The sequence below is a fragment of the Streptomyces sp. NBC_00234 genome (genome assembly GCF_036195325.1).
GTDB lineage: Bacteria > Actinomycetota > Actinomycetes > Streptomycetales > Streptomycetaceae > Streptomyces.
In genome coordinates this window covers 7,139,593-7,163,716 of record NZ_CP108101.1, presented here as the reverse complement: position 1 = coordinate 7,163,716, position 24,124 = coordinate 7,139,593, and the positions used below count along the sequence as shown (strand labels likewise).

Annotated in this window: 18 protein-coding genes and 1 tRNA gene; 11 read left to right on the top strand and 8 right to left on the bottom strand. The window is 69.6% G+C overall.

Features of this window, described 5'->3' with window-relative positions:
• Positions 1-15 precede the first annotated feature (15 nt).
• Complete coding sequence (locus OG230_RS31390) at positions 16-417, top strand: SHOCT domain-containing protein (RefSeq protein WP_328911599.1); 402 nt, start codon at positions 16-18, stop codon at positions 415-417.
• A gap of 87 nt (positions 418-504) precedes the next feature.
• On the opposite strand, the gene OG230_RS31385 is transcribed toward OG230_RS31390, so the two are convergent.
• Complete coding sequence (locus OG230_RS31385; RefSeq protein ID WP_328907116.1) at positions 505-1,512, bottom strand: ArsR/SmtB family transcription factor; 1,008 nt, start codon at positions 1,510-1,512, stop codon at positions 505-507.
• A 246-nt stretch (positions 1,513-1,758) separates the two neighbouring features.
• Between OG230_RS31385 and OG230_RS31380 the strand changes: the two genes are divergently transcribed.
• From OG230_RS31380 to OG230_RS31350, 7 genes are all read left to right on the top strand, one after another.
• On the top strand, positions 1,759-2,850 hold the full coding sequence (locus OG230_RS31380; RefSeq protein WP_328907115.1) for a LacI family DNA-binding transcriptional regulator: 1,092 nt from the start codon (positions 1,759-1,761) through the stop codon (positions 2,848-2,850).
• A 133-nt stretch (positions 2,851-2,983) separates the two neighbouring features.
• The gene (locus tag OG230_RS31375; RefSeq protein ID WP_328907114.1) at positions 2,984-4,291 is read left to right on the top strand and encodes an ABC transporter substrate-binding protein; all 1,308 of its coding nucleotides are present in this window, start codon (positions 2,984-2,986) and stop codon (positions 4,289-4,291) included.
• Positions 4,292-4,391: 100 nt separating this feature from the next.
• Complete coding sequence (locus tag OG230_RS31370; RefSeq protein WP_328907113.1) at positions 4,392-5,288, top strand: carbohydrate ABC transporter permease; 897 nt, start codon at positions 4,392-4,394, stop codon at positions 5,286-5,288.
• Positions 5,285-6,229, top strand: coding sequence for a carbohydrate ABC transporter permease (locus OG230_RS31365; RefSeq protein WP_328907112.1), 945 nt, complete (start codon positions 5,285-5,287; stop codon positions 6,227-6,229). Before OG230_RS31370 ends, OG230_RS31365 begins: the two co-directional genes overlap by 4 nt.
• A 24-nt stretch (positions 6,230-6,253) precedes the next feature.
• Positions 6,254-7,267: a hydroxyacid dehydrogenase gene (locus OG230_RS31360; RefSeq protein ID WP_328907111.1), complete on the top strand. Its 1,014-nt coding sequence runs from the start codon at positions 6,254-6,256 to the stop codon at positions 7,265-7,267.
• A 92-nt stretch (positions 7,268-7,359) separates the two neighbouring features.
• Positions 7,360-9,381 (top strand): outer membrane protein assembly factor BamB family protein, encoded by a 2,022-nt coding sequence (locus OG230_RS31355; protein ID WP_328907110.1) that lies wholly within the window; start codon positions 7,360-7,362, stop codon positions 9,379-9,381.
• The gene (locus tag OG230_RS31350; protein ID WP_328907109.1) at positions 9,378-10,235 is read left to right on the top strand and encodes a heparin lyase I family protein; all 858 of its coding nucleotides are present in this window, start codon (positions 9,378-9,380) and stop codon (positions 10,233-10,235) included. The genes OG230_RS31355 and OG230_RS31350 overlap by 4 nt, the downstream gene beginning before the upstream one ends.
• Before the next feature lie 85 nt (positions 10,236-10,320).
• Here OG230_RS31350 and OG230_RS31345 read toward each other — a convergent pair whose 3' ends face one another.
• The 5 genes from OG230_RS31345 to OG230_RS31325 all read right to left on the bottom strand — a co-directional run bounded on the left by OG230_RS31345 (position 10,321) and on the right by OG230_RS31325 (position 18,784).
• A complete protein-coding gene (locus OG230_RS31345; RefSeq protein ID WP_328907108.1) occupies positions 10,321-11,829 on the bottom strand; it encodes a DUF4246 domain-containing protein in 1,509 nt (502 codons plus the stop codon).
• A gap of 387 nt (positions 11,830-12,216) precedes the next feature.
• Positions 12,217-13,230 (bottom strand): cytochrome d ubiquinol oxidase subunit II, encoded by a 1,014-nt coding sequence (cydB, locus tag OG230_RS31340; RefSeq protein ID WP_328907107.1) that lies wholly within the window; start codon positions 13,228-13,230, stop codon positions 12,217-12,219.
• Between the two features lie 26 nt (positions 13,231-13,256).
• Complete coding sequence (locus OG230_RS31335; RefSeq protein ID WP_328907106.1) at positions 13,257-14,693, bottom strand: cytochrome ubiquinol oxidase subunit I; 1,437 nt, start codon at positions 14,691-14,693, stop codon at positions 13,257-13,259.
• 253 nt (positions 14,694-14,946) lie between these two features.
• Positions 14,947-16,527 (bottom strand): GMC family oxidoreductase, encoded by a 1,581-nt coding sequence (locus OG230_RS31330; protein ID WP_328907105.1) that lies wholly within the window; start codon positions 16,525-16,527, stop codon positions 14,947-14,949.
• A 436-nt stretch (positions 16,528-16,963) separates the two neighbouring features.
• Entirely contained in the window at positions 16,964-18,784 is a 1,821-nt protein-coding gene (locus tag OG230_RS31325) for a glycoside hydrolase family 15 protein (RefSeq protein WP_328907104.1), read from the bottom strand.
• Between the two features lie 263 nt (positions 18,785-19,047).
• Here OG230_RS31325 and OG230_RS31320 point away from each other — a divergent pair, with 263 nt between their 5' ends.
• A complete protein-coding gene (locus tag OG230_RS31320; RefSeq protein WP_328907103.1) occupies positions 19,048-20,007 on the top strand; it encodes a 2-hydroxyacid dehydrogenase in 960 nt (319 codons plus the stop codon).
• A 271-nt stretch (positions 20,008-20,278) separates the two neighbouring features.
• Here the strand turns inward: OG230_RS31320 and OG230_RS31315 are convergent.
• A tRNA-Pro gene (locus tag OG230_RS31315) sits at positions 20,279-20,352 on the bottom strand.
• A 50-nt stretch (positions 20,353-20,402) separates the two neighbouring features.
• Positions 20,403-23,054: an ATP-binding protein gene (locus OG230_RS31310; protein WP_328907102.1), complete on the bottom strand. Its 2,652-nt coding sequence runs from the start codon at positions 23,052-23,054 to the stop codon at positions 20,403-20,405.
• 110 nt (positions 23,055-23,164) lie between these two features.
• On the opposite strand from OG230_RS31310, the gene OG230_RS31305 reads away from it, so the two are divergent.
• Both OG230_RS31305 and OG230_RS31300 read left to right on the top strand, forming a co-directional pair.
• On the top strand, positions 23,165-23,647 hold the full coding sequence (locus tag OG230_RS31305) for a DUF309 domain-containing protein (protein ID WP_328907101.1): 483 nt from the start codon (positions 23,165-23,167) through the stop codon (positions 23,645-23,647).
• A gap of 74 nt (positions 23,648-23,721) precedes the next feature.
• Positions 23,722-24,102 (top strand): hypothetical protein, encoded by a 381-nt coding sequence (locus tag OG230_RS31300; RefSeq protein WP_328907100.1) that lies wholly within the window; start codon positions 23,722-23,724, stop codon positions 24,100-24,102.
• The last annotated feature ends 22 nt before the right edge of the window (positions 24,103-24,124 follow it).

The following is a 24,124-nucleotide window of genomic DNA, read 5'->3' as shown; positions in this document are numbered from 1 at the left end:
CGATCGGAGTATGCCGTGGACGATTACCCGCTCCTGGATGTCTTCCTGACCATGCTGTACCTGTTCCTCTGGGTGATGTGGTTCTTCCTGCTCTTCAAGGTGATCACGGACATCTTCCGGGACCACTCGTTGAGCGGCTGGGGCAAGGCCGGCTGGCTGATCCTTGTCATCCTGTTGCCGTACATCGGCGTGTTCATCTACCTCATCGCCCGCGGGCGGAGCATGGGCGAACGGGACGTGAAACAGGCCAGGGACCAGGAAGCCGCGTTCAAGCAGTACGTGCGGCAGGCCGCAGGCAGTGAGGGCGAAGGCGCCCCGAGCCATGTGACCGACCTGGCGAAACTCGCCCAGATGAAGGACAAGGGAGATCTGAGCGAGGCGGAGTACGAGCAGGCGAAGGCGAAGCTGCTCACCTGATTCTCCTGACCCACCGAGCGGCCGTTCCGGATCACGTCCGGGACGGCCGCTCGGTCGTGACGGCAGGTAAGGGCACCTGGGGCGCCGTCAGCCGTGCGCCGCGGCCCTGCTCGCGGCGAGTACCGCCGTTCCCACGGGTGTGAGCGTGTGCAGCACGGACGCCGCCTGCCGGCTGCTGTTCACGAGCCCGGCCTCACGCAGGGCCGAGGCGTGCTTGCTGGCGGACGAGACGGCGACGCCCGTGGCGCGCGCGATCTCCGAGGTGGTGGCGCCGCAGGCGATGACGGACAACACACGGGCGCGGGTACGTCCGAGCAGCACCGCCAGGGGCCCGGGGGTGTCGCCGACCAGGCCGTCGAGGGCTGCCGACGTGCGCGACCGGCGGAGCAGGGGGTACATCAGCACGGGCGGAAGCCCCGGGTCCGCGAGGGTGACCGGGTCGCGCCAGCAGAAGTACGAAGGGGCAAGGATGAGCCCCCGTCCGCCGAGGTACAGGTCCCGGTCGCTGCCGGGGTAGTTGACATGCAGAACCGGGTGGTCCCAGCGCATCGCGGGGCTCAGCCCGGTGAGCATGCCCCTGACGCCACCGTCCAGGAGACGGCGGCAGTGCGCCGTACGCTCGGCGTCGATCCCGGCCTGGATGCGGTCGCCGTACGGAGCGATGACGGCTTCGTGGTAGGCGCCGAGGACCCGGGTCAGCTCCTCCCGCGTCCCCCTCTCCGCGAGACGGGGGGCCCACGACGGTGCGCCGACCACCCGGTCCAGCCGGGCCATCTCGCGCAGCACGCGGCGGTGCGGCGTCGCCGCCACGGCTTCCAGCCCGTGGGCGAGGCCGGCGGCACCCTCCGCCGGGGTCAGGAAGTCCGGGAAATAGAGGGCCCGTGGAAACAGCGGCAGGAGAATCTGCCGCACCGCGCGTTCGAGGCCGCGTTCCCTCAGCCGCGCACGGGCACTGGCGATCCACCCCTCGAACGACGAGCGCCCCTGGTGGGTCTGAAGACGGTGCAGGCTGGTCGCGATGTCCCAGAGTGGATCCGTCGTGGCAGCGACCCGGACGAGCGCCAGGTCGGCATCGCTGAAATGGACACGCAGCATCTCATCCCCCATGAGCGCGGCAGTTACCCCCGATGCCGCGAGCATGACCCAGCGGTGCCCGCCGCGGCAATCAGTACCGCGGTCCCGGCGCGTCGGCGGACTTCCGCGCCTCTCCGGCTGCCCGTCCGCGACCGGTCGGGCGCTCGCCCGACACCCGGACCCGGCGCACACCGGGGGGCTTCGTTGATAACTTTCGTTTGTCGAGTGAAAGGAAACGCCTTCACTCGCGAGGAGAGGGGTGGTCACGTGCTGACCGAAGAGCGGCGTGAGGCGATCCTGCGCATGGTGGAGCGCAGGGGGACGATCACCGTCAAGGAGGCGGCGGAGGAGATGGGCGTCTCCGCGGTCACCGTCCGGCAGGACGTGCGGGACCTTGCGGGCCGAGGGCTCGTCGTCCGCGTACACGGCGGGGCGATGTCTCCGGCCGCGGCCCAGCAGGGCGCCACCCCGGGGCCGGCGGCTTCCCGCCCGGCGCCTTCGCACGAGTACGTGCTCGGGCTGGTCGTTCCCCCGGGGGACTACTACTACCCCGAGATCATCCGAGGCGTGCAGGACGCGGCGCGCACGCACGGGGTGCGCGTCGTGCTCGCGGTGTCCGGCGAGACGCTGGCCGACAACCAGGAGCAGGTGCGCCGGCTCGTCGCGGCGGGCGCCGACGGCCTGTTGCTGATGCCGCGCGCCGGACTCGAACCCGCGGAGGGGACGGACCAGTGGCCGGCCGGCCTCGACGTGCCGGTCGTGCTCGTGGACCGCCGGGCCGGCGCACAGGCCGGCCGGCTGGAGCAGGTCGCGTCCGACCACGCCCATGGCGCGGGCCTCGCCGTCCGGCACCTCGCCGGGCTGGGGCACGAGCGGATCGCCCTGGTCGCCAGGGCGGAGAGCCCCAACACCCCCCTGATCCGGGAGGGTCACGCAGCCGCCTGCCGCGCCCTGGGGCTGGCCGAGGGCCCGGAGTACGGCATCGGCCCTGCCGACGGAGCGGCGTCCACCGACTGGTTCGAGGAGCTCGTGCGCGCGGTCGAGGCGGGCGAGGTCCGGGCCGCTCTGGTGCACAACGATCTCGACGCCGTCACCCTGGTCGGCCTTCTCCAGTCGCGCGCCCTGCGTGTCCCGGAGGACCTGGCCATCGTGACCTACGACGACGAGGTCGCCGAGCTGAGCGACGTACCCCTCACCGCCGTGGCACCGCCGAAGAGGGCCGTGGGCGCCTGGGCGGTCGACCTGATGCGGCGCCGGCTGGCCGATCCGGACGCGCCCCTGGCCGAGGTGCTGCTCCGCCCGGAGCTGCGGGTACGGGATTCCAGCGGGGCCCCCGCGGCGCCCGGCGGGCGCCCGTAACAGCACCACCGAACAGACACCACATCGCATCACTTGCTTTCGTTTCGCATCGAATGAAGCGTGAAGCATTGACGAAGCGCATGCACTGACGAATGATTTCGTTCGACGCCCCAGCGAACGATCGGTGCACATCATGCTTCGCAGAACCACGGCCGCCCTGGCCGGCTCCGTCACAGCCCTCGCCCTGCTCGCCACCGCCTGCGGAGGGACCGGTCAGGGCGCCTCCCCGACCGCGAAGAAGACCGGAAAGGTCACCTTCTGGTCCTTCGTCAAAGGTTCCGACGAGGTGGCCGCGGCCTTCAACCGCAGCCACCCGGACATCGAGGTGACCTTCGAAACGGTCCCGTCGGGCCAGGAGTACTACTCCAAGCTCACCAACGCCGTGAAGGCCGGCACCGCACCGGACGTCGCGGTCGTCGAGTACCCGCACCTGCCGGAGTTCGCGGCCCAGGGCAAGATCGAGGATCTCAGCGCCACGCTCGGCCCGGTGGTGAAGGAGCGGTTCCCCGAGGCGGTACGTCAGCTCGTCGACCTCGGCGGCCGGACCTGGGCGGTCCCCCGCGACGCGGCCCCCCTGATGATGATGTACCGCAAGGACTTCTTCACCCGGCACAAGATCACCGTTCCCACCACCTGGGACGCCTACCGGAACATGACCGAGCAGGTGAAGGAGGCCGACCCGAGCGCCCGCGGCGGAGTTCTCTACACCGACAACCCCGGCCTGTTCACCGCGCTCGCGTGGCAGGCCGGCGGGCAGTGGTTCGGCACCGAGAAGGACTCCTGGAAGGTCACCCTCGACGACGGCCCGTCGAAGAAGGCCGCCGCCTACTGGGGCGACCTCGCCCGCAAGGACCTCGTCCGCTCGCTGAGTTCGCTGGACCCGTTCTGGACGAGCGTCCAGAAGAACCGCACCGTCGCCTACGTCTGCGCCAGCTGGTGCGCCGGAGCGCACCAGGCGACCGTCCCCGACCAGAAGGGCAAGTGGGCCGTGGCGCCCGTGCCCACCTGGGACGGCACGCCGGCCTCGGCCATGTACGGAGGCTCGTCCTTCGTCATCCCGAAGGGCGCCGACCACACCGGTGCCGCCGCCGAGTTCATCAAGTGGATCACCACCGACCCCGAGGGCATGAAGGCGTGGGTGTCCTCCGGCACCAGCAGCATGTTCCCCGCCGACCCGGCGCTCGTGCCCGTCACGAAGGCCGCGTTCGGGACGGAGTACTACGGCGGACAGGACGTCTACGCCGTCGGGACGGAGTCGTACGAGGCGATCCGGAAGGGCTGGACGTGGGGCCCCGTCATGGGGACGACCAACACCGCCCTCGTCGACGAACTCCCCAAGGTCGCCGACGGCACGGCAGCCCTGCCCGGGGTCCTCACCCTGGCCGAGCGGACCACCGTGGCGCAGATGAGGCAGCGCGGCATGAAGGTCACCGCTCCGTAGGAGCCGGCGGGCCCCGCCAAGCCGGGGTGCCGGCCCCCTGCGGGCCGGCACCGGCTCCCTCCCGCACCCGCTCGTCCAGCCCCGCCCCGGAAAGGCCGTCATGGCAAGCCCATCCACCCGCGGACAGCGTCGGACCGCCGCGCTGCTCCTGTCACCGTTCCTCGGCCTGTTCGCCGCCGTCACCCTCGCCCCGCTGCTGTACGCGGCCTGGCTGAGCCTCTTCACCACCCGGACCTCCGGCCTCGGGTTCGGCGGCACCGAAAGCGTCTTCGCCGGGTGGGACAACTACGTACGCGCCCTGTCCGACCCGGAGTTCCGCGACGGCTTCCTCGTCGTCGCCGCGTACTGCGCCGTCTACATCCCCGTGATGATCGGCGGTGCGCTGGCCCTCGCCCTCCTGCTCGACAGCGGCCTGGCCAAGGCCCGCTCCTTCTTCCAGCTGGCGCTGTTCCTGCCGCACGCGGTACCGGGGCTGATCGCCGCGCTGATCTGGGTGTACCTCTACACGCCCGGCCTGAGCCCGGTGATCGACCTCCTGGAGTCCGGCGGCATCGGCATCAGCTTCCTGTCGGCCGACAACGCCGTCTTCTCGGCGGCCAACATCGCCGTGTGGGAGTGGACCGGTTACAACATGGTCATCTTCTACGCCGCCCTGCAGGCCGTGCCGCGCGAGACGCTGGACGCGGCGAAGGTCGACGGTGCGGGAGCCGTACGGACGGCGCTGTCCATCAAGGTCCCGATGATCCGCCCCGCGGTGGCGCTCGCCGTCCTCTTCACCGTCATCGGGTCGATCCAGCTCTTCACCGAGCCGAAGGTCATCTACAACGCGTCCAGCGCGATCGGCAGCAGCTGGACCCCCAACATGTACGTCCAGACAGCCGCCTTCCAGAACAACGACTTCGGTCTGGCGGCGGCAGCCTCTCTGCTGATCGCCCTGTTCGCCGCCGTGCTGTCGTTCGCCGTCACCCGTATCTCACGCCGCGGGAGCAAGCCGTGACCACCTCCTCCACCCTTCCCCCCGCCGCCCCCGCGCCCGCGAGGACGCCCCCGGCCGGGCCCGCCCCTCGCCGGCCGCGCCGCGCCGCGAAGCCGCCCTCGGCGCTGCTGTCCAAGGCCGGTGTCACCGCGCTGCTGGCCCTCGCCACCCTCTACACCCTGCTGCCCCTGACCTGGCTGGTGCTGTCCTCCACCAAGAGCCGCGAGGACCTGTTCGGTACGAACGGCTTCGCCCCGGGCGAGGAGATCCACCTCGCGGAGAACCTGAAGCACCTGTTCACGGCCGACGGCGGCGTCTACCTGCGCTGGGTGGCCAACACCGTGGCGTACGCGGGTGTCGGGGCCCTGCTGGCAGCCGTGTTCGGCGTCGCGGCGGGCTACGCCTTCGACAAGCTCACCTTCCCCGGCAAGGAACGGCTGTTCTCGCTCGTCCTGCTGGGCGTGATGGTGCCCGGTACGGCGCTGGCGATCCCGCTGTACCTGCTCGCCGCCGAAGTCGGCCTCGTCAACACCTTCTGGAGCGTGTTCGTCCCCGGACTGGTCTTCCCGTTCGGTGTGTACCTGGCGCGGGTCTTCAGCGCGGCCTATGTGCCGGACGAGGTTCTGGAAGCGGCCCGGATGGACGGGGCCGGCGAGTTCCGGGCCTTCTGCCGCATCGCCTTCCCGATGCTCGCGCCCGGTTTCGTGACCATCTTCCTCTTCCAGTTCACCCAGATCTGGAACAGCTTCTTCCTGCCCCTGGTGATGCTGTCCGACCAGGACCTGTACCCGGTCAACCTCGGTCTGTACGTGTGGTATTCGTCCGCCCTCTCCCAAGGCCACCCCGAGGACTACCTGCTGGCCGTCGTCGGCTCGCTGGTGGCCGTGGCCCCGCTGATCGCCGTCTTCCTGATGCTGCAGCGGTTCTGGAAGTCCGGCATGACCGCCGGCGCCGTCAAGTAGGCCGTCACCGTGAGGAACTCCCCCATGCGCCCGACCACGACCACCCGCCCCCGCGCCCTCCTCGCCATGGGCCGCCGCCACCGGGACGCGCTGTTCCCCGCCCCGGCGCTCCGGCGCCTGGCGGCGTACGCCGACTTCGACCCGGACCACGTGGCCGAGGACTTCGCCCACGAGCCGGCCCTGGAGGACGTGGAACTCCTGATCACCTCCTGGGGATGTCCCGCCATCGACGAGGACGTACTGGCCCGCGCACCGGCTCTGAAGGCGGTCGTCCACGCGGCCGGCAGCGTCAAGCACCATGTGACACAGGCGTGCTGGGACCGCGGCCTCGCGGTGTCATCGGCCGCGGCGGCGAACGCCGTTCCGGTCGCCGAGTACACGGTCGCCGCGGTCCTCTTCGCCAACAAGCGGGTCCTGGAGATCGGCGGTCTCTACCGCGAGCACCGTTCCCCGCTCGACTGGTCCCGGGTCTTCCCCGGTTTCGGCAACTACCGGCGGACCGTTGGCGTGGTCGGGGCATCACTGGTCGGCCGCAAGGTGCTCGAACTGCTGCGGCCCTACGACCTCGACCTGCTGCTGGCCGACCCCCACGTCGACGCGGCGCAGGCCGCGGCGCTGGGCGCCCGTCACGTGCCGCTCGACGAGCTGGTCGGCAGCTCGGACGTCGTCTCGCTGCACGCTCCGGCGCTGCCGGAGACCCGGCATCTGCTGGACTCCCGCAGGCTGTCGCTGATGCGCGACGGCGCCACGCTCGTCAACACGGCCCGGGGGTCCCTCGTCGACACCGCGGCCCTCGGCGCCGAGGCCGCGAGCGGCCGTATCCACGCGGTCCTCGACGTCACCGAACCGGAGGTGCTGCCCACGACGTCACCGCTCTACTCCCTGCCGAACGTCCTGCTCACCCCGCACATCGCCGGCTCGCTCGGCGGTGAACTCCGGCGGATCACCAGCAGCGCCCTCGACGAGGTCGAGCGCTACTGCTCCGGAAGACCGTTCGCCCACGCCGTGCACCACGCCGCCCTCGCCACATCGGCCTGACGGCTCCGGTCCCCCGTTCCACCGGCCCGGCACGCGCACGGCACCCGCTCCTCCCCCCTCCGTGTCCCGCACGACGACCCAAGGAGTCCCCCATGCAGCACCCTCCGTCGATGGGCAGGCGTCAACTGCTCCGGTCCGGCGGCGCCCTCGGGCTCGCCGCAGCCGCGGCCCCGCTGCTCGCCGCCCCGGCACAGGCCGCACCGGCCCCGCCCCGCACCACCGTCACCGACCTCGGCCCCGCCATCGAGCAGTTCGCGCTCATGAGCGGGCTCCTGATCGGCGACACCGTGTACATCGGCTCGCGCAACCTCTCCCCCACCCGGCTGATCGGCTTCCACCTGCCGACCCACACGGTGGTGTCCAGGACCGACCTCGGCACGGGGCACTCGGTCCAGGCCCTCGCCGCGGATCCCGCCGGCCGGTACCTGTACGCCGGCATCCTGGCCAAGGCCGACGAGGGCAGGCCGAACCTCTTCCGCTGGGACCTGAGCACTCCGGACAAGCCCGCCGTGGGTATCGGCCGGACCGAGGACCGTGACATCCGCGAGCTCGCCGTCGCCCCGGACGGCACCGTGTACGCCGTGGGCGGTGTGCCGGGGAAGGCACCCGCGCTGTGGATGTACGACCCGGGCACCGGTGCGGTGACCAAGCTCGGTATACCCGACCCGAACGCCACCCTGGCCAGGGCCGTCGCGGCCACGGACTCGACCGTCTTCTTCGGAGCCGGCAGCACCCTGGCCGGTGGGGGCGGGGCGAGCAAGGCATCGCTGTACGCGTACGACCGAGCGGCGGCCACGTTCACCGATGTCACGCCGCCGGAGATGGCGAAGGACCCCAGTCTGCGCGAACTCGCCGTTTTCGGCGACCACCTCGTCGTCAGCACGGCCGGATCGACCGAGCCCGCCAAGCTCGCCGTGATGGACCTGGCCGACCTCTCCTCGTACACCGTGACGCCCACCCACGGCGCGGTGGCCAAGAACCTGACCGCGCACGGCGACCTGATCCACTTCGCCGGCGATGCCGGACTCCACACCTACTCGATGACGACCCGCACCGTCGCCCCCCTCGCCTTCGACGGACCCGACCTCGGCGAGATCTGGGGCCTGGACCACGTCGACGGGACACTGGTCGTCGTCTCGGGTTACGGCTTCGTCGGCGAGATCGACACAACGGCCGGTACGTCCGTCATCACCGAACTCGGCCCGGCAGGCGCCCCCGTCAGCCCGCAGACGACCATGGGGATCGCCGCCGACCACCAGTACGCCTACGTCGGCGGCAACAACGTCGTCGCCCGCCACGACCTGCGCTCCGGCACCGTGGTCAACCTCCGGGCGCCCGGTGAGGCGAAGGACGCCGAGGTGCTGAACGGGGTGCTCTACACGGGCCAGTACAGCTCGCAGGGCATGTGGACGTACGACCCCGCGAACGACGAGCAGCCCCACCGGCTCGCGGAGTTCCCGAGCGAGCAGAACCGTCCTCTCGACGTCTGCTACGACGCGGTCAACGGGCTCCTGCTGGTCGGTGTGCAGTCCGACACCGAAGGCGGCGGCTCCCTGTGGACCCACTCACCGACGACGGGCAGGAAGTCCGCGTACATCAATCCGATCGACGGAATCCAGCTGGTGCGCGCCGTCGCCACACGGGACGGCATCGCCTACCTCGGAGGCGACAACCCCACCACACAGGGGCCGCGTGGCACGCTCGTCGCCTTCGACCCGGTCGCCGGGCGGGAGCTGTGGCGCATCGATCTCCCCCTGGCCACGGGCGTGGCCGCGCTGGCGGTGAGCGGCCGGCACCTGTACGGACTCACGAGAAGGGGCGGCTTCTTCGTCGTCGACCTCACGATCCGCCGGGTGATCCACACCGCCGACGTGCGCGCCCTCTGCCCCGGCTTCGCGGCCATGGTGACCAGCCGGGGCGTGGTCTACGGCGTCTCCGACACCACGCTGTTCCGCTTCCACCCGACTACCTTCGCCGTCAGCACGGTCGTCCCGGAGATCAACGGCGCGTGGTACAGCGGCCCGCACGTCAACGCCGACAGCAGCGGCCGACTGTACACGATGCGCGGCCACCACCTCGTCCGGATCGACGACAGGCCGGTGACGCAGTCATGAGGAAGACGACACGGCGGTCCGCCGTCGCCGCGGCGATGGCGGGGGCACTGGCCGTCACCGGACTGGCCACCGCGGAGGCGGGACAGAGCGGGGTGGACCGCCCTTCACAGGGTCCGGCCCGCAGCTCCTCGCTCCTGCTGGACATCGACTACGCGAACGGCGGCCTGGATTCCGGCATTCCGGACCTGACCACGACGCACGCGACGGCGCCCGACGCGTCGTACGTCGTCGGATCGGGGACGGACAACGCCATCGCCCACAAGGTGACCCTGGGCGATCCCGGTTACGTCTCCGACGGGGCCCCGCGCAGCGAGAGCGCCACGAACGACGTCCCCGAGGGGAGGATCCATGTGGGCGACGAGCACCGCTACGAGTTCAGTGTCCTGTTGAAGGACTGGAAGACGTACGAAGCCGGTGACTCCGAGAGCGGCGACATCATCTTCCAGGGCAAGCACGCGGGCGGAAACCTTCCGTCCTTCTATCTCATGACCAAGCGGAACAGCATCGCGTTCCGGTCGCCGACCCTGGATCTCCAGGCCGGCGTGGTCGACGACTTCCGCCCGTACCTCGGTGAGTGGATGCACTTCCGCGTGGACGTGGGCTGGACGGACGACAGCACCGGCTACTACAGGATCTCCACCCGGCTGCCGGGCGCGACGCAGTTCACGCTGCGGCAGACCTACGAGAACGTGCGGACGTTCCACCCCGAGAACCCGACGGACTTCGGCTATCTCAAGTGGGGGCTCTACCGCCCCAGCCAGTCGCTGGGGAACGGGGACGTTCCCACGCGCGTCGTGCTCCACGACGACATCCGGATCCTGGATCTGCGGGCGGTGCGTGCCGCCAGGCGCTGACGCGCCGGCCCACGGAACGGTCGGAGGCCGTATCGGATTCCTTCCGATACGGCCTCCGACCCCACGTGTTCCGGGCAGAAGAGGTTCAGTGCTCGCAGAGGGAGAATTCTCGTTCGTAGAGCTGCTCGTTGTGTTCGTCGACGAAGAACTTGCGTTCCCGCATGAGTTGTTCGCGGTAGTTCTTGGCCTGTTCGAGCGTCATGGTCGAGGTGTCGGACCACGGTTGCTGCGGTGCCACATCGGAGGTCGAGACGATCTTCTCCGACGGGTCGACCAGGAAGAACGCAAGGATTTTGCGGTGTCCCGGGCGGGTGGGGTCCATGAGGCGGAATGGGCCGACGCGGTGTTGCAGGATGTTCGGGAACGCCAGGCAGCGGCCCGCCGGCGTCGATGCCGATCCCAGCATCTGGTTCAGTGCGTCCTCGTCCTCCAGGCCGTAGACCTCGCGCAGACCGTTGTCGTCGTTCTGTTCGTAGGGCGGGTCGTCGAGTGCCGCCCGGAAACTCAGCCGACTTTCGGTGATGTTCTCGCTGTCCCAGTAATAGATGCCGGTCGAGACGATCCGCTCGTTCAACATCCCCTCGACATGCCAGGAACCGCCTGGGTAATCGGGATTGTCCGGCGTGAGACGAACGGTGGCGATCTTGACGATGGCCTGAAGACGGCGGCCACGCAGGTCGACTCGGGCGGATTCATCGGGCAACGCGGGCGGGGCGAAAGCCGGGGCGTCCGGGATGACCGGGCGGCGGTTCTCCCACCAGTCGTCCTGGGCCGCTTCCCATGCGCTGAGGGCTTCTGCATGGGCCGCAGCATCACTGTAGGCGGACCTGTCCGGAAACTCCGGTTCCGAGTCGTACCACCCGAAAGGATCGGCCTCGATCCGCGGGGGCCGCGGATGGCGCAGATCGGTGAGCACGTTCTCCAGCAGCGGGCGCATGCGCGCGAAAAAGTCCGGCAGGACCGAGGCCAGTTCGTGATGAGTCTCGGGGTGGACGTTGTTGACGTAGGAACGGAAGGCGACCTCGCCGTCGTCACTGACGTCGACGTCCGTGGGCAGCCACTGGAACTTCTCCGAGAACTCGTACGCCGAGTAGCGGTCCGTCGGGTTCAGCCAAGCCCGCTCGGGCGCACCGCTCACCTCTCCCACCAGGCAGAACAGTGAGGGATGAACCAGATCCAGTACCTGGCCGCCGGATCCGGGATGCCAGTCCCGTTCTGCTTCGGGGACCTGTTCCAGAACCCGGACCGCCTCGCGCAGCCGGGATCCGAGCGTGTCGTCGACCAGCGTGTCCGACTGCCACACCCCGTCGACGGCGGACACCTCGATGCCGGTTCGTCCGTCCCGCAGCGCGGCGTAGTGCACGAGTTCGGCAAGCACGTAGCGAACCTGCGCTTCGGTGAGGCCCTGAGCGACCGCTTCCTGCGTCCACCTGGCGACGATGTCGGCATCGTGCATCTTGTCGAACCACCCCGGCTTCGCCCGAATGTGCGCGCTGCACTGCATCATCTGAAGTTCCCGCAGCGTTCGGGGTATCGCGAACGCTTTGGAACGGGAAGCCCTGAAGGGCAGCGGGAAAGCAGACAAGCCGGTCAATTCTCGTGGTCCCTACAGTCGGTGCGCGGTGGCGGGAAGGATAGCTCAGCAGACAGACACCGCGGCCTTTGGTCTCTGTCCGCTGGTGCGGCGTTGCGGAGGCACGGGTTCGGTCTTCAGCTTGATCTGTACGTATCCTCCGCCGTTCAGCGCAAAGTCGTCCAACCCAACGACTTCACCGGCCTGACCCAAGCCAGGGACCGACTCCGGGACGTCGAGAACCGCTACAACGCCACGGCAGAGCCGTTCCGGTGGAAGTTCGCCACCACCGACCTGGACGATCTGCTGACCAGGCTCGACCGGCACACCGCCGATCGCCCAGACGCAGCTCGGCCAGGCCGTTGCCTGTCCGGTGGCGCCGTTACCGCTCCGCCCGGTGAACGACTCTCACGACGCCTTGCCCGGAGTGGGGAAGTGGTCGGCGGAGATCCGCTTGCGGAAGACGTGGTAGGTCCAGCCCTGGTAGACGAGGACGACGGGGAGCAGGACCAGGGCGACGACCGTCAAGACCTTCAGCGCGTAGGGGCCGGACGCCGTGTTGTCGACGGTCAGATCGAAGGCGCCGCTGGTGCTGGAGACCATGACCCTCGGGTAGAGCTCGGTGAACAGCGACCCAACGGTTGCGGCCATCGCGACGGTAGTGGCTCCGAAGGCCCATCCGTCGTGGCCGCTGCCGATGGCCCAGGCCGCCGCGGCCACGGCCAGGACGGCAGCGAGTTCAACGAGGTTGAGGAGGATGCCCTGGTCGGCGAGGGAGCGTGTCCAGAACACGAAGGCGAGGACGACCAAGCCGGCGGGCAGGACACTGACACGGGCCAGCCGGTGGGCCTTGTCGCGGATTTCCCCGCTGGTCTTCAGGGCGAGGAAGGTCGCGCCATGAAAGAGGCAGAGCACGGTCAGAGTGATTCCGCTGAAGACGCCGTAGCCGGTGAACAGGTCCGCGAAGGTGCCTGCGTACTCCTGGTCGCGGCCGATCGGTACGCCGTGGAGCAGGTCTCCGAGGGCGATACCGAGCACGAATGGAACGGTCAGACTGCCGGCAGTCAGCAGGATGGTCCACGTCCGTCGCCATTGCGTGCTGTCGACGCGGTCGCGGTATTCGACGGCGATGCCGCGGACGATGAGTCCGGCCAGGAGGAGGACGAGGGCGAGGTAGAAGCCGGAGAAGAGGGTCGCGTACCAGCCCGGGAAGGCGGCGAACATCGCGGCGCCCGCCGTGACCAGCCAGACTTCGTTGCCGTCCCATACCGGTCCGATGGTGTGGAGGACGGCCCGTCGGCTCGCTTCGTCGCGGGAGAGCAGTCCGTGGAGCATACCGACGCCGAGGTCGAAGCCCTCCAGGACGAAGAAGCCGACCCACAGTACGCCGATGAGGATGAACCAGAGGGTGGTGAATTCCATCGTGGGCCTTCCGGCGGATCGTGACCTCAGTAGGTCATCTCGGGGGCGGGCTGGTCGTCCTTGTGCGTGGGGCCCGCGCCCTTTCGGGCGTGGCGTGTCATCAGCACGGCGGCGACGACGGCCAGTGCGGCGTAGAGGAGGAAGAAGGCCACGATGCTGATGGCGACCTCGGTGGTGCTGACGGAGGAGGAGACGCCGTCCTTCGTCAGCTGGATGCCCTGCACGATCCAGGGCTGGCGGCCGTTCTCGGTGAGGAGCCAGCCGGCGGTGTTGATGAGGAACGGCAGCGGAACGGCCCAGACCGCGGCGGTCAGGAACCAGTGGGAGTGCGTGAGCCGCTTGCCTCGCAGCAGCCACAGGCCCCACAGGCCGACGAGGAGGGCGAGCACGGACAGGTAGGCCATGACGCGCATTGACCAGTACTGGATGAAGACGTTGGGCACGTAGTTGCCCGGACCGTACGCCTGCTCGTACTGGCTGTTGACCTCGTTGAGGCCGAGGACCTTGCCGTTCCAGTGGTTGGTGGCCAGCAGGGACAGCAGGTGGGGGACTTCCAGGATCTGCGTGGGTGTCTGGTCGCCGTTGCCGCCGCCGATCTGGAAGAGCGAGAAGGAGCAGGGTTGGCAGGTCTCCCACTGCGCCTCTGCGGCAGCGATCTTCATCGGTTGGTACTTGCCCTCGGTCACGCCGAGTTCGCTGCCGACGAGCATGGCGAACATGCAGGCGGGCACCAGGACCAACAGGGACAAGCGGGCAGACAGCCGGAACGCCGAGGCCGAATCCTTCGTCTTCTGCGGGTCACCCTTGTTCTCGACGCCTGCCTCGTCGTCGCGGAGGTCTTTGCGCAGGTGCCATGCGGAGACGGCGAGCATGACCATCGAACCGGTGACCAGGGCAGCCAGCACCACGTGCAGGTAGCCGCGGAGGAAGACCGGGTTGGTGAACAGCGCCCACACGTCGTTGAGCTGCGGTCGGCCGGTGGACGGGTCGATGGCATAGCCGACCGGGTGCTGCATCCAGGAGTTAGCCGCCATGATGAACAGCGCCGACAGTGCGCTGCCGGCTGCCACAGCCCAGATCGTCGCCAGGTGGACGCGCTTGGACAGCTTGTCCCAGCCGAAGATCCACAGGCCGAGGAAGGTCGACTCCAGGAAGAACGCCGCGAGGCCCTCCATGGCCAGTGGCGCCCCGAACACGTCACCCACCGTGCGGGCGTAGCCCGACCAGTCCATGCCGAACTGGAACTCCTGGACCAGGCCGGTCACCACGCCGACGGCGACGTTGATCACCAGCAGGGTCCCGAAGAACTTCGTCAGCCGCAGGTACTCGGGCCGCCCGCCTCGGTGCCAGGCGGTCTGAAGCACGGCCGTGAGCAGACTCAGCCCGATGGTCACCGGGACGAACAGGAAGTGGTAGATCGACGTCATCGCAAACTGCAAGCGCGCCAGATCCAGTTGACTCATTACGTCTCCACACCCATCGCACCGCAACGCAGGCTGATTCAGCCGCCCAGACAAGCAGGCCGGGGCAGGGGCGGCAGACTCGCCGCACCCCCAGGGCGGCCGGAGTCATCCGTACGGCGCAACCAGCCACTCCAGCCGCTCTCGGGGGAAGCTCGATGGTCTGTGCTCGTCCGGCTGCGTTATCCGGCGTGCCCCCGACCCAGAGGGGGCATTATGTGCCTGATTGCCGTGTACGGCCCGCCCTCGCATCAAGTCAGCTCAGGCGGGCCGCGATGTGGTCGCCGACCCGCAGGGCGTTGGCGATGGCGGTCAGGGACGGGTTCACGGCCCCGATGCTCGGGAAGAAACTCGTGTCGACGACGTAGAGGTTGTCCAGGTCGTGGGCCTTGCAGTTGACGTCCAGTGCGGAGCTCTTCGGGTCGTCGCCGAACCGGACGGTGCCGGCCTGATGTGCGGTGGCGCCGATGGGCATGCCCTTGTGCAGATAGATGCTGTGCGACAGCAAGTGGTGTTCGTGCATGCCCAGGTGGCCGAGCATGCCCTGGAGCTTGTGCTGGAGGCGCTTGAGCCCGGCGATGTTGTTCTTCTCGTCGAGCGCCAGGTGGATGGCACCATCCTGGTCCAGGGTGACCCGGTTCTCGGGGAGCGGAAGGTCCTCGCCGCACAGCCAGAAGTCGACGGCGTGGTGGGCCAGCATCTCGAACGGCATGTCCGGCAGGACTGCGCCGGCCCAGCGCGGGGCCTCGCCATGGATCTGCTCGGCGTCGGACTTGCCGAGCATCTGAATGCCGCCGAGCGGAAAGTCCCAGTCATCCGCCCCCAGGTACCAGTCGTGCAGGGCCAGGGTCTTCTGGAACCTGGTCGGGTTGGGCTCCTTCGACACCGCCATCAGCGCGAGGTTGTTATGGCGCATGTAGTGGCGGCCCACCGTGTCCGAGCTGTTGGCCAGACCGCCGGGGTGCTTGTCGTTCGCCGAACGCAGCAGAAGGGCGGCGGAGTTGACCGCGCCGCAGCCGACCACCACGATGTCGGCGCGGAACACCTGGGTGCTTCCGTCGTCGAACTCCGCCACGACTCCGGTGACGGTGCGTCCGGTCGCATCGGTCTCCAGCCGCCGCACGTCGGCGCCCGTGAGCATGGTGACGTTGTCGTGCTTCAGAGCGGGATCGACGCAGATCACCTGGGCGTCGGACTTGGCGCCCAGCAGGCAGGGAAAGCCGTCGACCCGCTCGCATCGGATACAGGCGCTGGCGTGCGTGGCCCGGCCGTTCTCGTCCTGGGTGAGGTTCACTCCGATGGGGAGGTGGAAGGGGTGCAGCCCCTTCTTCTCGAGGTCGTCGCTGAGCTGCTGGATGCGCGGCTCGTGCTCCACCGGCGGGTGCGGATACTGGCCGCTCGCCGAACCTTCGGTCGGGTCCTCGCCGTGCCGTCCATGCACCAGGTACAGCTGCTCGGCCTGTGTGTAGTACGGCTCCAGGTCCTCGTAGCGGATCGGCCACGCCGGTGAGACGCCGTCGTGGTGGCGCAGCTCTCCGAAGTCCTCGGGACGCAGCCGGAAGAGTGCGGCGCCGTAGAACTTGGTGTTGCCCCCGACGTAGTAGTTGACCTCCGGCGGGAACTCGTTGCCGTGCTTGTCGTACCAGAACTCGGGCGCGCGGTACTTGCCCTTGACGAAGACTGCGGTGGAGTCCCAGTTGTCCCGCTCTCGCGGCAAGTAGTCGCCGCGTTCAAGGATCAGCACCCGCTTGCCGGTGGGAGCGAGCCGGTGCGCGAGAGTACCGCCGCCGGCCCCGGTACCGATGACGATGACGTCGTAGTGCTGGTCGTAAGCCATGCGGAGATCCCGTTCTTGGAAGTCGCGGGCCGTCCTGGTCGTCGCGCCCGTCCTGAGGGGCGCGGGGTACGGCGTACAGGGGACGCGCCCGCGTGATCGGATTCGGTGGCTCTTTCGAAGCTACCGGTCCCTCTCGGGAGCAGCGAGTCGACGAGTTCGGACGGCGCACGGCGCACTCAAGGGGGCGGTGCCGAGTGCGCGTTGGCCGCCTCATCGACACGGGCCTGGGGGGCGTCGGCGTCCACCGTCAACCCCGGCTCATCGGGCCGCAAGGGTTCGAGGGCGGCACACTGGGACTTCTCCAGCCTGGCCGGCGTGAAATGGCCCGTGCGCTCTGCGACTCGCCCGCGCCCGGGACAAGGCGCTGGTAGAGCGCGGAGGACTCCGCCGCCGTCAGCGTGGGACCACCCGCGGGGCGGGATCGTGTGACCACTGCTCAGCGTCCGTCCTCGGCGTCGAGCGCCTTGTCGAGGGTGATGGCGGCCATGATCAGCGACAGGTGGGTGAACGCCTGCGGGAAGTTGCCCAGCTGCTCCCCGCCGGGACCGACCTCCTCGGCGAACAGCCCCACGTGGTTGGCGTAGATCTGCATCTTCTCGAAGGTGTACCGGGCCTGGGACACCCGCCCGGCCCGGGCCAGCGCGTCGACGTAGAGGAAGGTGCACAGGCTGAACGTGCCCTCCGAACCGCGAAGACCGTCCGGCGACGCGGCGGGGTCGTAGCGGTATACGAGGCTGTCGGAGACGAGCTTGCGGTCCATCGCGTCGAGCGTCGAGAGCCAGGCATGGTCCCGTGGAGCGATGAATCCGACCATGGGCATGAGGAGCAGCGAGGCGTCCAGGACGTCGCCGTCGTAGTGCTGGACGAAGGCGCGCTCCTTCTCGCTCCAGCCGCGTTCCATGACCTGCGCGAACACGGCGTCCCTGGCCTTGCGCCACCGTTCCAGATCGGCGGGCCTGCGGAAGCGCTCGGCGAGTTGCAGCCCGTGGTCGAAGGCCAGCCACGACATGACCCGGCTGTAGGTGAAGTCCTGCCGGCCGCCCCGCGTCTCCCAGATGCCTTCATCCGGCCGGTCCCAGGCTTCGGCGAACCAGTCCAGCGTCCGGGCCAGCGCATGCCACCCCTTGAAGCTGGCCTGCTGCGCGATCTCGGACCCCTGGGACAGTGCGTAGAGGGCTTCGCCGTAGATGTCCAGCTGGAGCTGGTCAGCGGCGCCGTTGCCGATGCGGACGGGGGCGGAGCCGCGGTAGCCCTCGAAGTGTTCGAGTGTCTCTTCGGGCAGGTCAGGGTCTCCGTCGATCCGGTACATCGTCTGGAGCGGCTCCCCCTCCATGCCCTCGCGCTCCTCGAGCCTGTCCACCAGCCAGTGGACGAACGCGGTGGCCTCCTCGACGAAACCGAGTTCCAGCATCGCCCGTACGGACAGCGCGCCGTCACGTACCCAGGTGAAGCGGTAGTCCCAGTTGCGCTCACCGCCGACCTGTTCGGGCAGGCCCATGGTCGCTGCCGCGATCAGCGCGCCGGTGGGGGCGTAGGTCAGGAGCTTGAGGGTGATGGCCGAGCGGTGGACCAGCTCGGGCCACCGCCCCCGGTAGCGGGACTTACGCAGCCAGTGCCGCCAGAACTGGCTGACCTCCTCGAACTGCCCATGAAACCAGTCGGCGGTAGGAGGTGCGGGCGCATCGCCGCCTGACGCACAGACAGTGAACACGACACCACCGGACTCGCCGTCGCTCAGCGTCACCTTCCCGCGAACGTCCTGGCCGTCCCGCTCCAGCGGAAACGTGGTCTGCAGGTACCCGTCGATCCCGGCCGACCTGAAGACGGCACCGTCCTGCCCGAGGTCGAGCTCGTGCTCGGCCCTGCCGTAATCGAAACGAGGCCGGCATTCCAGCGCGAAGTCGACGCTGCCCCGCACAGCGCGGACCATGCGGATGAGAGTGTGCCTGTCGCTGGCGGTACCGGTCCGGTCGGGCGGCATGAAGTCGAGGACCTCGCCCACCCCGTCCGGCGACAGGAATCGGGTCACCAGGATGGCGGTGTCCGGGTAGTAGAGCTGCTTGCAGGTCCCGTCCGGGTGCTCGGGAGCAAGCCGCAGGTACCCGCCGCCGTCGTGATCGAGCAGGGCGGCGAAGATGCTGGGCGAATCGAACCTGGGCGCCGCGAACCAGTCGACGACGCCTTGCGACGACACGAGCGCGGCTGTCTGCAGGTCGCCCACCAGGCCGTGCTCGGCGATGGGAGGGTAGCGGTCCATTGCGGCTCCGAGGTCTCGGACGAAGCCCCCTGCGTCCACTATCGGGCACCGCGGGTACGACGCCTGCCACGGCGAGACGATCGACGGCCGCCCGGAGTCGGTCCGCGCCCCTGTAGTCGTATGACTCACCAATGAGGCCGGGGCGGGCACTGCCCTCGTCCATCACCGCGAACCGCCGCTCCCCGTTCGTCCGAACGAGGATGCGGCGGACTTGCCCGTCGAGCCCACCACCCCACCGCCGACCGATCGTCTAGGTTCGGCCCGTGAATTCCTTGGACCGTCCAGCTGGTCAGAGCGCCGCCCGGTTCTTGTTGCCGTATCCGGCAGCGGACGTTCGCGGCCTGCCCGATGATCTGCCCGTCGGGGTGTGGGACGGCACCGACAGCCCACCGGACGCCGAGAACCTCGCCACGGTGGAGTTCCTCGTCATCCCCTACGGCAGCGGGGACGCGGCCGTACGGGTTCTCGCGAGCATGCCGCGGCTGCGAGTCGTCCAGTCGCTCTCGGCCGGCGTCGACGACCTGGTGGAACACGTTCCCGCTGGCGTCGCTCTCTGCAACGCCAGGGGAGTCCACGACACCAGCACCGCCGAACTGGCCGTGACGCTCGCTCTCGCGTCCCTCCGCGGCATCCCCGACTTCGTTCGCGCCCAGGACGTCCAGGAATGGCGGAGCGGTTTCCGTCCCGCGCTGGCCGACTGCACCGTGCTGCTCGTCGGCTACGGCTCCATCGCCGCCGCGATCGAGGATCGGATCGCCCCCTTCGAATGCGCATTCCTACGCGTCGCCCGCACAGCCCGTTCCTCCCCGCGCGGCCACGTCCACGCGATCGACGAGCTGCCCGAACTCCTGCCTCAGGCCGACGTGGTGATCCTCACCGTGCCACTGACCCAGGAGACACGCGGCCTGGTCGACGCGCGCTTCCTCGCCTCGATGCCGGATCGCTCCCTGCTGGTGAACGTCTCCAGAGGGGCTGTGGTGGACACGGACGCCCTGCTCGCCGAGCTCACGGCCGGCAGGCTGAACGCGGCCCTCGACGTGACCGTCCCAGAGCCACTCCCAGCCGGGCATCCACTGTGGCACGCGCCCAACACACTCATCAGTCCCCACGTCGGAGGCAACAGCTCCGCCTTTCTGCCGCGGGCACTCCGGCTGATCCGCACCCAGATCCTGCACCACCTCGCAGGAGAGCCACTGAAGAACGTCGTGCTTCCGTCTCGGTGATCTTCGCAACGGGCCGATCGGCAATGTCTTCGGTGGACTGCGATGACAGCCGTGAGTCGATGCTCGAGCCCTCTGGCCGTACCTGCGCCGCAATCGGTTCGACGCCGACCTCACGGATGTCGAGCACAGATGCTCGGCGCCCTGCCGAGCCCGATCGTGGTCGCCCGCTGACACGGTCAAGGCGAGTGGGTCCCCAATGGGTCCCCGGAAAACGAGTCAGAGGCCGTTCCAGATTTCTCTGAAACGGCCTCTGATCTGCGACTCTTACGAGTCGGGACGACAGGATTTGAACCTGCGACCCCTTGACCCCCAGTCAAGTGCGCTACCAAGCTGCGCCACGTCCCGATGCGTTACCTCCCGGTTGCCCCGGGTGGCCGCGCATGGGAAACATTACCTCACTCCGAGGCCCGCAATGACGCCCGTGCCTGCTGGGCGCGGGTCGCGAGACCCTCCGCCCCGCAGGCCGTGGCAATCTTCTGGGCCCTGGCCAGTTCCCGCGGGGAACGGACGGCGACCCCGTAGTCGAACCGGGCCAGCGCGTGCTCGTACGTGGCCGTCTTCGGGTTCCTCTCCAGATGGCGGACCGCCTCGGACAGCAGGTGCGTGGCCTCCTCCTCCCGTGCGAAGAGAGCGACGCAGCGCAGGGCCTCGCCGATCGCCGTGTCCGTTCCGAACCGTTCGGCGTGGACACGGGCCCGGGCGGCGAGCTGCGCGCCGCGGACCGGGTCCTCGTCGGCCAGGGCGCGGGCGAGGTCGCAGGCCCACGGGGCCCAGATGCCGTTGAAGCGCTCGCGGGCCTCCATCGCGGCGCCCGCGGCTTCGAGTTCGGCGATGGCATCCTTCGTACGGCCTTCGGCGAGCAGCAGCCGGCCCCGGACGCACGGGCCGTCCGGCAGGACCATGGCACTGGGATACGGCGCACCGAACTCGTACCGGTCGGCGACCAGCCGGGCCTCGGATATCCGGCCGCGGGCGAGCAGCGTGTCGATGAGCAGGCAGGCCGCGTCCCAGTGGACGGGGAGCCCGCTGCCGACACGGTCGGCGAGACGCAGTCCCTCGCGGAGGAATCCCTCGGCCTCGGCGAGGCGTCCGCGACGGCGGTGGACGAGTCCGAGCAGTGTGTGGGCGAACGCGAGGTGCGCACCGCTCCAGCCGGAGATCTCGAAGGCGCGCACGGCTTCCCCGAAGAGTTCCTCGGCCCGGTCGAGCTGGTCGGTGAAGGCAAAGGTGATGCCGACCATGGTGGGGAGTTCGAATCCCCACTCGGTGTCCGTCCAGTCGAGGCCGCGGGCCGGGTGTCCGTCGACGAGGGCGCGTTCGCAGAGGTCGACGACGAGGTGGGCGTTCTCGCCGCGGAGCATGGCGTCGAAGGCCCGCAGGATGAGCAGGGCCCGCTCGGCGTTGTCCCGGCCGGTCAGATGGTCCGCGTTGCGCGAGAGCCTGCGCGAGCGGGCGGGCCCGTCGTCCTCGACCGCCTGCATGCCTTCCCAGAGGAAGTGCGCGGCCTGCAGGCGCATCAGGCCGGGACCCGGGGCGGTGCGGGACGCCTCGGCGGCGAGCGAGATCGCCGCCTCCTTCAGCTGGTTGTTGTGGGCGAGCGCCGCAGCGAGCCGGAAGGTGGCGTCGATCCGCAGGTCGTCGTCGAGGCCCGGCATGTCCAGGGCCGCGCGCAGGTGCTGAACCGTGGTGGGCGGCGAGCTGAGCAGCGTGGCGCAGCCCAGTTCGTACAGCAGGGCCGCCTTGTCCTGCGGTCGCGGAGGCTCTTCCAGGGCGCGTTCGAGGCAGCGCCTGGCCGCTTCGGGGGCGCCGACCGCAAGATGCTGGCCCGCGGCTTCGCGGAGCTGTGCGACCACTTCCTGGTCGTCGTCCGGGTGGACTTCGAGCAGATGCCGGGAGGCCGCGGCGGCGCCGAGGCCCGCCCGGGTGATGGCCCACGCGGCCCTGCCGTGGAAGGCGGTGCGGGTGGCCGGCGGGATCGAGCGGTACACGGCGGTGGCGATCAGCGGATGGACGAACTCCAGCGGGTCGAAGCCGCTGACGATACGGGCGTCGCGCAGCCGTGCGGTGCAGTCCGCGGCCTCCGCCGAGCTCATTCCGGCGAGGGTGGCGGCGACCTCCTGGGAGATGTCCGTGCCGAGCACGGCGGCGGCCCAGGCGAAACGGTTCGCATTGGTGCCCAGCCGTTCGAGTCGGGCGACGAGCCCGCTGCCGCGTGCCGACGCGCCCAGCTCGCGGAGCATCCCCGCGGATTCCTCGACGGGCGGCAGTTCACGGTCCTGCACCTTGGCGACGAGTTCGACGGCCTCGTACGGGTTCCCGCCGGTGACGGCCCACACCTCGCGGCAGAAGGGGTCGTCGGCGTGCTCGCCCAGACCCGCGCGGACGAGCTCGGCCGTGGCGTCCGGCGTCAGCGCGCGCAGGGCCACGCGGACGAGGGCGTTGTGCCCCTCGGCATCGGTGTTCCCTGCGTTCAGTGCGGCGTTGCGTTCGGCGAGCTCCTGCGGGCGGTGCGCCTGGACGACGAGGACCGGCAGTTCGCCCAGCCGCGCGGTGAACGAGGCGAGCCAGGCGAGGGATTCGCCGTCGGCCCAGTGGGCGTCGTCCACCATGAGCAGCAGCGGGCGGTGGCTGAGCCGCGAGGCGAGGCGGCCCACGACGAAGTCGAGGCCGTCCCGGACACCCTGCGGGTCGGGCTGCGGACCGGTCGGTTCGGCGAGGCCGAGCGCGGGAGCGGTGATCTCGTACCAGTCACCGAACAGGGCGCGCGTCTCGTCCGCGGGGAACTGGTCCAGGGCGGGCTGGAGCAACTGGCGTACGACGTGGAACGGCACGGAGGTGACGGTCTCGCCGCCCCGTGCGGACCAGACGGTGCAGCGGCCGGCGGCGATCGAGCGGACCTCGGCGAGCAGCGCGGTCTTGCCGATCCCCGCCTCGCCGCTGAAGACCAGCAGCCCGCCGGATGCCTGGGCGCCACACAGGGCGTCCACGGCTTGTGCGGCAGCGGCGAGTTCCGGTTCCCGCTCGTACAACGGCCGGGACGGCTTCATGCCTACCCTTCCCCAAAGTATGGCAACGACGACTGCCGAGACTAGTCGCGCGAGGTGCCCCGCGGACAGGGTTCCGAGAGTTCCTCGCAGGTGCGAGGCACAATCGGAGGGTGAACGAGACGCACAGGGACCGTGATCCAGAAGGCCGGGCGCGCAACGCACGCCCCCGGGACGGACTGGGGCGCCCCCTGCCCTACGGGACTCCGGGAGTGGAGCGGCAGCCCGAAGGTGTGGTGCGTACCCCCGAGGAGACGGTGCGGGAGGCTCAACGGCTCCTGGACGCGGGCATGCCGTTCCACGCGCACGAGGTGTTCGAGGACGCCTGGAAGTCGGGCCCGGAACCGGAGCGCGACCTGTGGCGGGGACTGGCCCAGCTCGCCGTGGGCCTGACCCACTCCGCCCGGGGCAACACGGAAGGCGGGGCACGGCTGTTGCGGCGCGGGGCGGTCGCGATCTCCGGATACCGGGACGCGGATCCGTACGGCATCGGCGTCGGCTCACTGATCACCTGGGCCGAGGAACTGGCCGGACGGGTGGAGGCGAGCCCCCAGCCGGTGGACGCGGCTGGCGAGGCGCCCCGCCTGCGGCACTAGGGCGGACACGACCTAGGCCGAATCGCCGCGGCCCGCCGCCCGGGCGAATCGGTGAGCGATTACGATCCGCCATCATGAGCACTTCTCACGGGGACCGGCAAGAAGAGCAGGACCGGAGCACGGATGCGGACGCGGCGACAGCGCAGGACCGGAGCGCGGATGCGGACGCGGAGATACCCGAACCGGACGACACAGCGCAGAGACTGACCCCACGTCAGGCGCGCCACCTCAGAATCGCCCTCTCCTCGGTGGGTATGGCGGCCATGGCCGTGGTCCTGGCCCTGCGTATCGCGAGCCGGTCCTCCGTCCTGGTGGTCGGCGTGTACGGGCTGGCGCTCATCCTCTGCGGCATCGTCATCGAACTCAGCAGAAACGGGCGGACGCGCCTCGCCAGCTGGCTCCTGGGCACGGGACTCGCCGCCGCCGTCGGCGCGGACTGGCTGCTGATCCCCTGAGTCCGGCAGGGCTCGGTACGGC

Coding starts and splice junctions, on each gene's coding strand:
- OG230_RS31385 (WP_328907116.1), bottom strand. CDS start 1,512: ATGCTGCGTGTCCATTTCAGCGATGCCGACCTGGCGCTCGTCCGGGTC.
- OG230_RS31375 (WP_328907114.1), top strand. CDS start 2,984: ATGCTTCGCAGAACCACGGCCGCCCTGGCCGGCTCCGTCACAGCCCTC.
- OG230_RS31370 (WP_328907113.1), top strand. CDS start 4,392: ATGGCAAGCCCATCCACCCGCGGACAGCGTCGGACCGCCGCGCTGCTC.
- OG230_RS31360 (WP_328907111.1), top strand. CDS start 6,254: ATGCGCCCGACCACGACCACCCGCCCCCGCGCCCTCCTCGCCATGGGC.
- OG230_RS31355 (WP_328907110.1), top strand. CDS start 7,360: ATGCAGCACCCTCCGTCGATGGGCAGGCGTCAACTGCTCCGGTCCGGC.
- OG230_RS31350 (WP_328907109.1), top strand. CDS start 9,378: ATGAGGAAGACGACACGGCGGTCCGCCGTCGCCGCGGCGATGGCGGGG.
- cydB (WP_328907107.1), bottom strand. CDS start 13,230: ATGGAATTCACCACCCTCTGGTTCATCCTCATCGGCGTACTGTGGGTC.
- OG230_RS31335 (WP_328907106.1), bottom strand. CDS start 14,693: ATGAGTCAACTGGATCTGGCGCGCTTGCAGTTTGCGATGACGTCGATC.
- OG230_RS31330 (WP_328907105.1), bottom strand. CDS start 16,527: ATGGCTTACGACCAGCACTACGACGTCATCGTCATCGGTACCGGGGCC.
- OG230_RS31325 (WP_328907104.1), bottom strand. CDS start 18,784: ATGGACCGCTACCCTCCCATCGCCGAGCACGGCCTGGTGGGCGACCTG.
- OG230_RS31310 (WP_328907102.1), bottom strand. CDS start 23,054: ATGAAGCCGTCCCGGCCGTTGTACGAGCGGGAACCGGAACTCGCCGCT.
- OG230_RS31300 (WP_328907100.1), top strand. CDS start 23,722: ATGAGCACTTCTCACGGGGACCGGCAAGAAGAGCAGGACCGGAGCACG.